This is a genomic window from Chamaesiphon sp. OTE_20_metabat_361 (assembly GCF_031364565.1).
Map to the genome: position 1 here is coordinate 1 of NZ_JANLWO010000789.1, position 12,513 is coordinate 12,513.

At 46.7% G+C, this 12,513-nt stretch carries 18 protein-coding genes; 13 read left to right on the top strand and 5 right to left on the bottom strand.

Annotated elements, in window-relative coordinates; translation table 11 throughout:
* Both RMO35_RS22330 and RMO35_RS22335 read left to right on the top strand, forming a co-directional pair.
* Positions 1–233 (top strand): AbrB/MazE/SpoVT family DNA-binding domain-containing protein (locus RMO35_RS22330; RefSeq protein ID WP_309744446.1); only part of this gene is annotated, 233 nt, incomplete at its 5' end.
* Entirely contained in the window at positions 226–612 is a 387-nt protein-coding gene (locus tag RMO35_RS22335; RefSeq protein ID WP_309744448.1) for a type II toxin-antitoxin system death-on-curing family toxin, read from the top strand. The genes RMO35_RS22330 and RMO35_RS22335, both read left to right, overlap by 8 nt.
* Positions 613–614: 2 nt before the next feature.
* Here RMO35_RS22335 and RMO35_RS22340 read toward each other — a convergent pair whose 3' ends face one another.
* A complete protein-coding gene (locus RMO35_RS22340; protein ID WP_309744450.1) occupies positions 615–2,660 on the bottom strand; it encodes a S9 family peptidase in 2,046 nt (681 codons plus the stop codon).
* A 6-nt stretch (positions 2,661–2,666) separates the two neighbouring features.
* Here RMO35_RS22340 and RMO35_RS22345 point away from each other — a divergent pair, with 6 nt between their 5' ends.
* The 3 genes from RMO35_RS22345 (at position 2,667) to RMO35_RS22355 (ending at position 3,605) form a co-directional block, all read left to right on the top strand.
* Positions 2,667–2,810 carry a hypothetical protein gene (locus RMO35_RS22345; protein ID WP_309744452.1) on the top strand — a complete coding sequence of 48 codons (144 nt, stop codon included), beginning with the start codon at positions 2,667–2,669 and terminating at the stop codon, positions 2,808–2,810.
* A 69-nt stretch (positions 2,811–2,879) separates the two neighbouring features.
* Complete coding sequence (locus RMO35_RS22350; protein ID WP_309744454.1) at positions 2,880–3,179, top strand: helix-turn-helix domain-containing protein; 300 nt, start codon at positions 2,880–2,882, stop codon at positions 3,177–3,179.
* A 3-nt stretch (positions 3,180–3,182) separates the two neighbouring features.
* A complete protein-coding gene (locus RMO35_RS22355; protein ID WP_309744456.1) occupies positions 3,183–3,605 on the top strand; it encodes a type II toxin-antitoxin system VapC family toxin in 423 nt (140 codons plus the stop codon).
* A 69-nt stretch (positions 3,606–3,674) separates the two neighbouring features.
* On the opposite strand, the gene RMO35_RS22360 is transcribed toward RMO35_RS22355, so the two are convergent.
* Positions 3,675–3,857: a hypothetical protein gene (locus RMO35_RS22360; RefSeq protein ID WP_309744457.1), complete on the bottom strand. Its 183-nt coding sequence runs from the start codon at positions 3,855–3,857 to the stop codon at positions 3,675–3,677.
* A 154-nt stretch (positions 3,858–4,011) separates the two neighbouring features.
* On the opposite strand from RMO35_RS22360, the gene RMO35_RS22365 reads away from it, so the two are divergent.
* Entirely contained in the window at positions 4,012–4,836 is an 825-nt protein-coding gene (locus RMO35_RS22365) for a methyltransferase domain-containing protein (protein WP_309744460.1), read from the top strand.
* 351 nt (positions 4,837–5,187) lie between these two features.
* Positions 5,188–5,400: a hypothetical protein gene (locus RMO35_RS22370; protein ID WP_309744462.1), complete on the top strand. Its 213-nt coding sequence runs from the start codon at positions 5,188–5,190 to the stop codon at positions 5,398–5,400.
* 254 nt (positions 5,401–5,654) lie between these two features.
* Here the strand turns inward: RMO35_RS22370 and RMO35_RS22375 are convergent, their stop codons facing one another.
* Positions 5,655–6,413: a TetR-like C-terminal domain-containing protein gene (locus tag RMO35_RS22375; RefSeq protein WP_309744464.1), complete on the bottom strand. Its 759-nt coding sequence runs from the start codon at positions 6,411–6,413 to the stop codon at positions 5,655–5,657.
* On the opposite strand from RMO35_RS22375, the gene RMO35_RS22380 reads away from it, so the two are divergent.
* Positions 6,384–7,862, top strand: a complete 1,479-nt coding sequence (locus tag RMO35_RS22380) for an amidase (protein ID WP_309744466.1) — start codon at positions 6,384–6,386, stop codon at positions 7,860–7,862. The genes RMO35_RS22375 and RMO35_RS22380 overlap by 30 nt on opposite strands.
* Before the next feature lie 94 nt (positions 7,863–7,956).
* Here RMO35_RS22380 and RMO35_RS22385 read toward each other — a convergent pair whose 3' ends face one another.
* Positions 7,957–8,259: a hypothetical protein gene (locus RMO35_RS22385; protein WP_309744468.1), complete on the bottom strand. Its 303-nt coding sequence runs from the start codon at positions 8,257–8,259 to the stop codon at positions 7,957–7,959.
* A 127-nt stretch (positions 8,260–8,386) separates the two neighbouring features.
* Here RMO35_RS22385 and RMO35_RS22390 point away from each other — a divergent pair, with 127 nt between their 5' ends.
* From RMO35_RS22390 to RMO35_RS22410, 5 genes are all read left to right on the top strand, one after another.
* On the top strand, positions 8,387–8,794 hold the full coding sequence (locus RMO35_RS22390) for an Npun_F0494 family protein (RefSeq protein ID WP_309744470.1): 408 nt from the start codon (positions 8,387–8,389) through the stop codon (positions 8,792–8,794).
* A gap of 418 nt (positions 8,795–9,212) precedes the next feature.
* A complete protein-coding gene (gene holA, locus RMO35_RS22395) occupies positions 9,213–10,229 on the top strand; it encodes a DNA polymerase III subunit delta (RefSeq protein WP_309744472.1) in 1,017 nt (338 codons plus the stop codon).
* A gap of 246 nt (positions 10,230–10,475) precedes the next feature.
* Entirely contained in the window at positions 10,476–11,360 is an 885-nt protein-coding gene (gene trpC, locus RMO35_RS22400; protein ID WP_309744474.1) for an indole-3-glycerol phosphate synthase TrpC, read from the top strand.
* A 65-nt stretch (positions 11,361–11,425) separates the two neighbouring features.
* Positions 11,426–11,680 carry a DUF5340 domain-containing protein gene (locus tag RMO35_RS22405; protein WP_309744476.1) on the top strand — a complete coding sequence of 85 codons (255 nt, stop codon included), beginning with the start codon at positions 11,426–11,428 and terminating at the stop codon, positions 11,678–11,680.
* Between the two features lie 98 nt (positions 11,681–11,778).
* Entirely contained in the window at positions 11,779–12,309 is a 531-nt protein-coding gene (locus tag RMO35_RS22410) for a DUF4330 domain-containing protein (RefSeq protein WP_309744478.1), read from the top strand.
* Positions 12,310–12,366: 57 nt separating this feature from the next.
* On the opposite strand, the gene RMO35_RS25450 is transcribed toward RMO35_RS22410, so the two are convergent.
* Complete coding sequence (locus RMO35_RS25450) at positions 12,367–12,513, bottom strand: DUF4114 domain-containing protein (RefSeq protein WP_396135713.1); 147 nt, start codon at positions 12,511–12,513, stop codon at positions 12,367–12,369.

Sequence of the window (12,513 nt, forward strand, 5' to 3'; positions counted from 1 at the left end):
GCAAATGTATGGAAGTCAAACTACGAAAGGTAGGGAATTCGATCGGTACTAGCTTTCCGAAGGAAGTCCTCGATCGCTTAGGATTAGTCGAGGGAGACACTCTGAACTTGGTGGTGACTGATGATGGCATCAAATTAGTCATTCACGATCCCAACTTTGATAAAGTAATGGCAGCCTATAAGCTAGGGGCTTCCCAGTATCGGAATGCCATGAGAGAACTAGCCGATGGCTGACCCAATCTGGATTAGTGGCACGATTGCCCAGTTTATCCACGATGACCAGATTGCCGCTCATGGGGGAGCCTACGGATTACTAAATGTTGGGATGCTAGAGTCAGCATTAGCTAGACCGCAAAACCTCTATTCTTATTCGCTGGCGGATTTATTTTCTTTGGCAGCAGCCTATGGCTACGACATCGCCAAAAATCATGCTTTCATTGACGGTAACAAGCGTACCGCTTTTATGGTGATGTTTACTTTTCTACAGGTGAATGGCTGGCGGCTAATCGTACCAGAGCCAGCGGTAGTTGTAACGATGCAGCAGGTAGCAGATGGGATTGTCACCGAATCTTTATTGGCAGATTGGCTGAGAGAAAATTCACAGGAAGCATAATTTCATCCATTACTCACTTTCTCGAAAACAGTCAGCAAAAAAGTATATTCCAACGCGATATCTTTGAGATATTCATAGCGTCCCGATGCGCCGCCATGTCCAGAATCTAGATTGGTTTTGAGCAGGAGTAAATTATCGTCGGTTTTGAGATCTCGCAATTTTGCCGTCCACTTAGCAGGCTCCCAATAAGTCACACGCGGATCGTTCAAACCCGCCGTAATCAATAAGTGTGGGTAAGCCTTCGCCTCGACATTATCGTAAGGGGAATAGGAACGGATATAGCGGTAATACTCCTCATCGGCAGGATTCCCCCACTCATCGTACTCCAACTGCGTCAGGGGTAGATCGGCATCCAGCATCGTATTCAGCACATCTACGAATGGTACTTGAGCGATCGCTGCCTTGAATAGTTCGGGTTTGAGATTAATCGTTGCACCGACTAGCAGCCCACCCGCACTACCACCCGCAATGGCAATATTGCCCGCGCTGGTATACTTTTCGGCAATCAGATGTTCGGCACAAGCTACAAAATCCAGAAAGGTGTTCTTTTTCTGTAAGAACTTACCCGACTCATACCAGTGTCGCCCCAACTCCGAACCCCCGCGAATATGGGCGATCGCATAGACAAAGCCGCGATCGAGTAAACTGAGTCGATTAGTGGAAAAGCCTGGATCTAGGCTGGCACCGTAGGAACCATAGCCATAAAGATAGAGCGGATGCGTACCATCACGCTTAAAGTCCTTGCGATAAACGATCGAGATCGGCACTCCTACCCCATCATGAGAACGGGCAAAAATTCGCTCGGAATGGTACTGGTTCGGATCGTAACCCCCAGGAATCTCATTTTGCTTGAGAATTGTCTTCGATCGCGATCGCAGATCGTACTCAAATACCGTCATCGGCGAGACTAGAGAGGTATAGCCAAATCGGAATACCTGCGTATCGTATTCCGCATTAGACGAACCGAATACTAGATAAGTCGGATCGTCGAACTCCAGATAATGTGACGTTTGATTCTGGAGTTCAACAGTGCGTAATTGTCCCAAACCCTGATAGCGTTCGCTGATAATCAAGTAATCTTTAAACTCATCAATTCCTTCAATTAATCGATCGGGATCGTGGGCGATATATTCCTCCCAGTACTGTTGCTGGGGTTGCGCTACCAGCGTTCGCATGATGCGGAAGTTCTGGGCGTTGTCATTGGTGAGAATGTAAAAATAGCCTTGATGATGGCTGATGCTATATTCATGCCCCTTCTGGCGGGGTGTGACGATCGAAAACGTACCGTGAGGATCGTCGGCTGAAACAAAATATTGTTCGCTGGTAATCTTACCGCCAGTTGTCAGGAAAATATAGCGATCGTCACGGGATTTGTCACAACCGACAAAGAACTGTGAATCCTGTTCTTCATAGATTAGTTCATCGAGATCGATCGGTTGTCCTAATGTATGCCGATACAGCCGATAAGGGCGTAAGTTCTCATCCAAAACGGTGTAATAGAAAGTCTGGTTATCATTTACCCACTCTAACGAGTAGTAAGTATTCGCGATCGATTCTGGCAGTAGCTCGCCTGTTACCAGATTTTTAATCCGCAGCGTATATGTCTCCGAGCCATCGGTATCTTCGGCATAAGCCAAGAGTTGATGGTTGGGACTGATGCTAAATGTGCCAAGCTGAAAATAAGGCTTCCCTTCAGCCAGTTGATTTTCATCTAGGATGATTTCTTCAGGACTACTTAGATCGCCATGTTTGCGGCAATGAATAGCGTATTGCTTACCCGCCGCCACTCTGGAGTAATAGTAATAACCATCCTTTTTGACGGGTACGCTGAGATCGTCTTCCTTGACTCGCGCTTTTAGCTCTTGGAATAAACTCTCCCGCAGTTCGGCATGTGACTGTAATACTTGCTCAGTGTAATCATTCTCGGCTTTAAGATACTCCATCACCTGCGGATTATCTCGATCGCGCAGCCAAAAATAGTCATCGACGATCGTATCTCCGTGAATCTCGATCTGGTGAGCTAGCTTGGCGGCGTGCGGCGGTTGCATAAGCAAGTGACAGATAAACATCTAATTTATATTATCGATCGATTTAACGGCGAAGTAAATTCGTCCCTACTCGATCGCTTCTTTTTGATGTCTAGCTACGATCGATCGGTAAAAAGCCAGATTTGTTGGCGTAGCCGCACTGAGAGGTAATCGAGATATTTGCTACAATGAAAGCAAGGCTGAGTCTAAGGTTCAACCGCACAATAATTTTGAAAAATTATGGACAGACTTACTATTCCTGACGTTCTAACATTAGAAGAGGCTTCAAGTTACTTACGATTATCGATTGAAACAGTTGCTAGTCTAGCTTCAAAAGGTAATATTCCTGGTCGAAAAATTGAAAATGATTGGAGATTTTTGAAATCGGCGATCGATGATTGGTTGCGTGCCAAGAATGGTAATTCGATTTTACGCTCTCAAGCAGGTGTGTTAGCAGATGATGAATCTCTTCCTCAATTGAGAGAATCAATTTATCAAGCCAGAGAACGTCCTGAAATCGATGGCAATGTAGGGATCTAATTAATGTATTTGCTAGACACTGATACTCTGACACATCTTCATGCTGGAAATTCTAATGTCTTGGAGAGATTGACATCCGTAGTAGATACAGAAGTAGGAATTACGATTGTCACCAAAGTTGAAATTTTACGCGGACGGATCGATTATCTTATCAAAGCTGAATCTGGAGTAAGTTTACTCAAAGCACAAGAGCTTTTATTTCGGACAGAGACACTTTTAAACGAACTATTAATCATCCCGATAGAGCGCGCTGCTTCGCTCGAATTCGATAGATTGCGTGAAATCTCTAAGTTTCGCAAAATTGGGAGAGCAGATTTATTAATTGCGAGTATTACTCTCGCAAATAGAGCTACGTTAGTAACCAGAAATTTACGTCATTTTAAACAAATTCCTGGTTTAAAATTGGAAAATTGGGTCGATTTATGACTTGGCTCGATTACCTACTTCGTTCAGCTTCGCGTTTGCCTCCGCAAAAGCGCGGCTACGCTAACTTATCTAGCGAGATCGAGCCATCAAATTTTGCTCCGAGTAGGCTTGATTTGTGAACATCACCTGCGGACGATCTCGAATCCGCAAGCGCACCCCAAGTCGATCGCGCAGCCAGAAATAGTCATCGACGATCGTATCTCCATGAATCTCGATCTGGTAAGCTAGCTTGGCGGCGTGAGGCGGTTGCATAAGCGAGGGACAGATAGACACATTTATATTATCGATCGATTTAACCCATGTTGCCCTTCCATCCTGAAAGACTGAAATCGCTAGCCAGCTCTGTGCCTATATTTTTTTAGATATCACACCTTTTTTCAAAGAATAGGCGGAAACTTTCCGTATAATGAATAGTTATCTCGCTACGCTCAATGCGACGGCGCGCAACTCTCTTGTAACCATGAGTAAAAAGCGGTTCGACGATGTTTATTATGGATTAGTTGTTGATGCGTATGAACTATTTCACCCGGAAGGAAACCTAAATGATGTTCCTTTCTATGCAGAGTTGATACGACAGCGGCCTGGTCGCGTCTTGGAATTAATGTGCGGCTCTGGTCGCGTGCTGCTTCCCCTTCTCCGGCAGGGTTTTACGGTTGATGGCACAGACTCTTCGCCCGAAATGTTGGCGCGATGCAAATCTAACGCCGAGGCAGAGGGTCTGAATCCAGAGCTTTATGAGCAGTTTGCTCATGAACTCCGCTTGTCCCACCGTTATTGCACAATCTTGCTGACTTATTCTTCGTTTGCGCTTCTCACTCATCGAGACGAGGCGTTTGAAGTACTCCGCTTTATTCATGCTCACTTGGAGGAGGGCGGACAGTTTTTGTTGGACATGGCGATTCCTTGGGTTCATCATAATTCCGTATTTGGCGCGTGGCAGTTAAGTCGTCAAGGTGTTTTGCCCAATGGTCGTTCAGTTCTGGTCAGCCGCGCAGCCACAGTTGAACATTTGAACCAAATCGAAACGGTTCATGTTCGATACGAGGTTTATGATGAAGGTTGTCTTATCGAAACTTTGCTCACGCCGATGAAAATGCGTTTTTATGGAATGCACGAGCTAATTCTTCTGCTGGAAAAGGCGGGCTTTTCAAACATTCAAACTTTTGGAGGTTTCCAACAACGCGAGGTGCAGGAAGGGGACGGAATCATTACATTCCAGTGCTTCAAATAACGACCGCGAAATTATCCGACAGCGAGATAAAAAGTTGACTAAGAAATGTAGGGTGGGCACTGCCTGCGAGCAAATCCTGACGGAGCAATGATTTTAGATTTTTACAGATCGCTATTCATTCACTTGTTGGCATAACCGCGCTCGAAGCAGGTAATCTCAATAGCTGAGATCGATCGCTAATCGATCGAAATAGAATCCCCTGAAACCTAGACGGAGATGAATATCCATCCAGCAACTAAGTCATAAGTTATAATTCAAATAATCCGATTCAACCTTTGAACCCATGACCTACCTTACGATCGCTTTACCCGAAGCAGTGAAGGATTATATCGTTCGCGTAGCGTCTCCTTTTTGGAGAATCGACAGATTTCCAGTGGTACATACGCTACTCCTGATGAATTTCTAACGGCGTTGGTCGAACAGGAGCAAGAACGTCAAGCTAAACAGAAAGTTAATGCCCTGCTAAAGTCCACACTTGGAAAAGATCGGACAGTCGAAGCTACAGACGAATGGTGTCAGCAGCAAAGACAACAATTAATCGACAGCCTTCTACCTGAGTCATGAATCTTCGCATTTTAATTCACGAAGATGCGACCAGAGACTTAATTCCACTGCTGAGGGATTTATAAAATCGATTCGCGCTAGATGAATAAGCTAGGAGAAATTAGATCGAAAAGTTGCAAATAAAGCTTTTGGTGGTAAGGCGTATTGTTCATATGAGGTTCTAGATGCCGAAAAATCTGGTGCTAGATGAATAGTCAAGTCATCTCGAAGATTGAATTGGGGTGTCAGGATTTGCAGTGACACACCCCACCCTGCTAGCTCGATCGGTTGTCACTGTGGCGAATATAGTCGATCGCCACGAGTAAGGCATCGAGCATGACTTCGTAGCTAGCAGCAGGATCGCGGTGCAGCGTCATTAGTTCCGATTGCTCTCTAATAATAAAGCCATAAATCGCGGCATTTACCATTCGCATTACATCGATTAGGGCATCGTCGCTCAATTCGTATAGTTGCAGCGATTTTTTGAGCACCTGTAAGGAGTCGTAAATAATTTTAGCCTCTTCGGGATCGGTGGGCTGCAATTGATATTGCATCATCACGGTATAACGAGCTGGATAACGGTGGGCAAAGTTGCGGGTAGCCTGTGCGCCAATGAGCAGTAATGCACGCGGTTCGGTAACATCGGTAGTTTGACGTTGGTAGTCTGTCAGATAGTTATGCCAAATTTCTAGGGCTACTGCCCGTCGTAGCCCTGCATTGCCGTCTAGATGCTTGTAAATAGCAGGGGGCTTAATCCCCAGCGATCGCGCGACTCGATTTACGCCCAGTGCCGATTCGCCTTCTCGATCGAGGCAATCGATCGCCGCAGTGATAACATCTTGCGGCGTTAAGGAATTTTCTTTGAGTGGACGACCCATTTTTTTAATTGAGAATTGAGAATTGAGAATTGAGAATTGAGAGTTGACAGCTCGTAGAATTAAGTTAAGATAGTTAACTAAAAAGTGAATATAGTTAACTTTACTCAAAAATGAAGGACTTTGCGCATGACCGATCTGACATTTGCCCCTGCTCATCAGCTTGCTCGGATGATTCGCGAGCGTCAAGTCTCATCGCTAGAAGTCGTTGAAGCTTATCTCACCAAGATTTCTCAGCATAACTCTTTGCTCAATGCAATTTGTACCTTAGATACCGAACATGCTCGCAGGAGAGCGCAGGCAGCCGATTCGGCTTTAGATAACGGCGAAAACTGGGGCAGACTGCATGGCGTACCGATTACGGTTAAAGATATCTTTGAAACAGCAAATCTGCGGACTACGGCGGGTTATATCCCGCTCAAAGATTATCTGCCGCCGCAAGATGCGACGATCGTGGCAAGGCTAAAGGCGGCAGGGGCGATCGTTTTGGGTAAAAGTAATCTAGCAGAATTAGGCGGAGATTATCAAAGTACTAACTCTGTGTTTCCGCGCGTTAATAATCCCTGGAACTTGGAGTATACACCGGGCGGCAGTTCTGGGGGTAGTGCGGCAGCGGTGGCGGCGGGACTTTCACCGTTAGATTTAGGTAATGATTTTGGCGGTTCGATTCGCCAACCCGCGCATTTCTGCGGCGTCTATGGTTTCAAACCTACCGAGCGGCGGATTTCAACAGCGGGAGTCATTCCGGAAGTGCCAGGAATGCCGATCTGTCTGCGCCAAATGATGACTGTCGGCTGTTTGGCGCGATCGATCGCCGATCTCCAACTCTGCTTTGAAATCGTTGCTGGTGCCGATCCGCGTCGTCCTGATGTACCACCAGTGCCACTAGATACCCCTACAGGCAAATCCTTGGCAGATCTTCAAATTGCTTGGAGTGATGAATGGGCAGAAGTTCCCGTCGCAACAGCGATAAAATCGGCGATGGTAGCGAGTGCCGATAAGTTAACTGCCGCAGGTGCCAAGGTGGAGCGATGGATGCCTCCGAAGTTTAATCTCTCAGAAATTTTCGATCTCTACGGACGGCTGGCTGCTTATGTGAATCGATATGCTCAGCCAGCCGATCTTTACACTCTGCGGCATAGTATCGAGTTGTTGTGGCAGAATGCTACTCAGGGGGATAGAGAACTGCGGCACCTCGGCAATTACAGTCGTTTTTTACCGACAATGTTAAATCCAAGTCTGAAGGGGTATTTTCAAGCACTGACGGAACGCGATCTATTTGTTGCGGCGATGGATGTAGCTCTGGAGCCTTTGGATGTCTGGGTTTGTCCGGTGGCAGCAACGACAGCATTTACACATCGTCCGGCTTGGAGCGCCATCGATCTTGATGGGAGAGCTTATCCTCATGCCGTTGCTAATGGGATTTATCTATTGCCATTTAATTTGAGCGGGCAGCCAGCGGTGGTAATTCCGACCGGGCAAACTCAAAACGGCTTACCAATCGGAATGCAGATCGTCGGTAAACGGTGGCGCGAGATGGAGTTACTCGGGATCGCTAAAGAGATTGACAACGCGATCGGCGGCTTCCGTCAGCCAGCGGGTTATTAAAATTAATTGCCAACATACAAAACCGCCCTAACTTCAGCGAGTCGGGGCGATTTTGGTGACGATTGTAGCGAACGAACTTAAGCTGTCAAATCTATCAGTTGAGTTTTCGATGTCTAGTAGCTGAAAGCTGCTTGTGAAGGCAACTTTCGAGCAGGCGAACTTGATAGCTTTTTCTAAATCGCGTCGGATCTAAAATTAATTTATGTCGGGGATGGAAAACTGGCTGACTCAAAAATGCCGACCAAGGAAAAGGGACTTGCGGTGTTTCGTCGCTAGACACGATCGTTATGTGGGTGAAGTGGACTAATTGCAGCAAACTTTTGGCAGATGGAGTCAGCCGCCAAGTAAACCTGAATAATGGTAAAGCTAGCTCCAAGTGCGATCGAGATCGTTGCACGAGGAGCGATTGCCATTATTTACTTAATTTCCCATACTTAATAGATCCAGAGCATCAGCCATTTATCTTGGCGCGATCGGTCAAAGCGTTAGAATAGATCTAATCATTTATATTCAACGTTGCGATCGTGGTTGCTACTCCTACTTCTGGCAAGATTATCTCCTACCCAGCCAAAACTGTCGATCGCGCCGAATTAGCTCTGCGCTGTGCGCCATTTCACCTAGCTCTGTTTGCGAAACTGCGCTGGGAGGGTGTCTCAGTACCCAAGTTAGCAGGCGCTCTTGGTGTGAATGCTGGTTATACCCGTTATCCGCTCTCGGAGTTAAATGTCGAGACAGCTACTAACTGGCTGATTCAAGTTGGCATGTTGCGGCGGGAAGTGGATGGACAAGGTTTGACTGATAGTTTTCGGCTGACGCCGCTGGGTTTGGCGTTGGTTCAAAAGTGGGAGGATAAGGGTGGGAAGTTACCGTCAGTTAGTGCGCTCGATCGACTCAAGAATTGGAATGCGCGTTGGGTTCGATTGCTTTTTTGAAGTAAGTTTTTTATGGGGTTATTGTCCTAAGCGAAGCGGCAAAAGTTGTATATCCGTCAGTTGCGATTTTCCTAGTGGGGGCAAAACCCGGATCTGGGGGTTGTCTTGACCGAAACACATGCGGAGGTTCCCTCCGCGTGATTTCGGTCGCCGCCTTCTCAAACTCTCCTGCGTAAGGTTCGATCTGTGCGGAGCGTAGATATCTTGTAGTAGGGTGGGCACTGCCCACCATCTAGGTTTCAGGTTGTTTTTAGCATTTAAAATAATTATGCCGATCTGCCTATATTAGGTCGTGTAGGTCGCGTATGGTGAGTATTTGTCTACCAGTTTGACTTCAAACATGACGTATCTAATTAATATTTGCACCAATCTATACAAGTAATCTAAAAATCGAATTAAACCACTTTATGTTAATCAAATGACAGTAATTCTGTATTGGGGCGATGATGATTTTGCGATCGCTAAAGCAGTAAATAAGATTCAGTCTTCGGCGATCGATCCGGCGTGGGTGAGCTTTAATTATGAAAAGATTGCGCCCGATCGGGAAGATGCGGCGATCGTGGCTTTAGATGCAGCGATGACGCCACCATTTGGTTCTGGCAAGCGGTTGGTGTGGTTGATGGATACGACATTGATGCAGCAGTGCTCGGAACGGCTACTCGCGGAGCTAGAACGCACGCTACCACAAGTTCCAGAGACAACAATTCTATTACTCACGAGCAAAAACAAGCCCGATGGGAGATTGAAGTCCACGAAAGTAATTCACAAATATGCTAACGTTCAAGAATTTGGTTTAATCCCACCGTGGAAAACGGAAGAACTTCAGCAGCGCGTCCAGATTGTTGCCAAAGAGTTAGGTCTGGAAATTGCACCAGCGGCGATCGTATTACTTGCCGAATCGGTTGGCAATAATACGCGCCAATTATATTTAGAATTGGATAAACTTCAGCTCTTAGCTGGCGGCTCGGGACAACCGATCGATCGATCGATGGTGGCTAGTCTGGTTGTTGCCAATACTCAAAATAGTCTGCAACTGGCGGCGGCGATTCGGCAAGGTGATGTCGGGACTGCCTTGCAACTAGTCGCCGAATTAATCGATCGCAACGAACCCGCACTCAAAATAGTAGCCACCCTTATCGGTCAATTTCGTACCTGGTTGTGGGTGAAAATGCTCCTGGAGGTCGGTGAAAAGGACGATCGAGTCATTGCTACCGCCGCTGGCTTAGGCAACCCCAAACGCCTATTTTTCATCAAGCAAGAACTGCAAGCCACCACCGCCGATCGACTGGCTGCTAGTCTCCCCCTGCTTTTAGATTTGGAATATAGTCTCAAACGCGGTGGTGAAGCTACGTCTACGCTGCAAATGCACGCGATCGAGTTGTGTCAAGTCTTTAGGGGAGATGGGAGATGGGAGATGGGAGATGGGAGGGGGTAGAGTAGTAAAGTTGTCTACACTAGAGTATGTCTTCAGTCTTAGAGGAGTTTGCTTCATTAATATCCTGAAGATTCAGCCCTCGATCGAGAATTATGTTCGATCGTAAGCCCGATCCTAGATCCTCTAAACTTTACTCTCTAGATCTGTTTGATTTCAATCGTGGAGAACTTTGTGGCAGCTAAATTGAAGTACCAATCTCAACTATCTCCCACCTCCCATCTCCCATCTCCCATCTCCCATCTCATCATGAAAATTCGTCGTCGTCCGCCTAGTTCATCTGTCAATGTTGGCCCGCTGGAGTATCAAATAGTCGTTCCCGATGGCAAACCCGCACATATCTTGGAAGAAATCGTGTGGGATAAAGAGCGGGAAGTCCTCGTGATGCGAGACAAGATCCCCCTGGAGAAGTTGAAAAAGCAAGTCACCGCAATGGCGGCACCATTGGACTTCTTGGGGGCGATTAAGCAAGGGAAAACCCAGCCAGCGGTGATTGCGGAGGTGAAAAAAGCGTCGCCGAGTAAAGGGGTAATTAGGGCTGATTTTGATGCGGTGGAGATTGCCAAGGCTTACCAGCGGGGGGGTGCGAGCTGTTTGTCGGTATTAACCGATCGCAAGTTCTTTCAGGGTAGTTTTGAGAATCTAGCGGCGGTGCGACAGGCGGTAGATTTACCGTTGCTGTGTAAGGAGTTTGTGATTTATCCCTATCAGATTTACTATGCGCGCGCTCATGGTGCCGACGCAGTGCTACTGATTGCGGCGATCTTAGATAATGTGGATTTGCAATATTTTCTGAAGATCGTGCGGGTACTGGGGATGACGGCGCTGATTGAGGTACATACTGAAGAGGAGTTCGATCGAGTCTTGAGCTTGGATGGTGTCGAGCTGATTGGCATTAATAACCGCAACCTCGCCGATTTTAGTGTCGATTTACACAATACAGCGGCATTACTCGCCCCCCGACGAGCGCAAATCCGCGATCGCGGCATCTCGATCGTCAGTGAATCGGGATTATCTACTGCTGAAGATCTTAAAATAGTAGCTAGTGCTGGAGCTAATGCTGTCCTAATTGGGGAATCCTTAATAAAGCAGGAAGATCCCGGACAAGCGATCCTTCAGCTATTTACGGCATAGTTACCGCTGTAATCTACCCACTTAATCAATCACCGACCTGTGCGGCATCGGGTGAAGGCATATTCATGGATCGCATTAAATTACCATCATTAGTCCACTACGAACTGATTTTACAAGTTCTCGAACGTCAAACCATCATGACCGCCGATCGCGATCCGATCGTCCGCGAACGAGTGCAGCAGTTGATCGTCACCCTCCGCAAGGCTTTGTCTCAACATAAGTTGTTGGAAGATACTTGCCAGCATCAGCAGATGGAAGTCGAACATGTTTGGGCGCTCAATTCGGTGCTCAGAAATGAGGAAGTTGCCACTAGGGATTAGGCAGCTAATTAGATCGCCACCGATCGCTGTATACTAACTGTAGACTGACACTTAATCTGTTGTCTAGTTGGAATGTAGCCCCGTAAACGTGAGTATTTATGTCTATTCTCGATCGCCAAGGTAGATTATTTGGTAAGGTCAGCCTTCTCGATCTTGGCGCTGCCCTAGTCATATTATTTGTGGTGGCTGGGATATTTATTTCGCCAGGAAGTTCGGGGCGCATTAACGGTCAAGATAAGCCTCAAGCCGTAGAAGCAGACGTGATCGTCCGAGGGTTAAACGTCCTCAATCCCGAATCGTTGATGACCCAGTTTAGTCCGGGTAGTAAGCTGAGTTTTGTAATTCGCAATCAACCAGCCGGACAAGTCGATATCAAGTCAGTCCGCCAACTCGATCGGACTCTCGCCGTACCCCAGTCAGACGGTTCGCTCAAGGCGCTCAAAGATCCCCGTCCGGATTCTTATAGTGTCGATATGATCGTCACAGTTACAGGCAAAGGTCAGAAAACTAAAGAGGGGCTAGTCTTGGGAAATACTAAAATGAAGATCGGTTCTACGGTCGAAATCGACCAGCTTAATTACAACTTCAACGGTACGGTCATCGATATTCGCTATTTGGATAGTAATTAGCTAATATCGATGACCTGAGAACTTCTACAGAGCCTATCTAGAGGGAGTTACCGAGCATCAGCTCACTTTGAAGCTTATCTGAAATACAGCATCATTAAAGTCATTATCGGAAACTCCTAAATTACCTGGTAAATCCTCAAACCCGAAGGTATTGTTGCCTAAAGAGCGCAGGTGACTAGCTTTGTCAGGATTAGCATTAGTTAT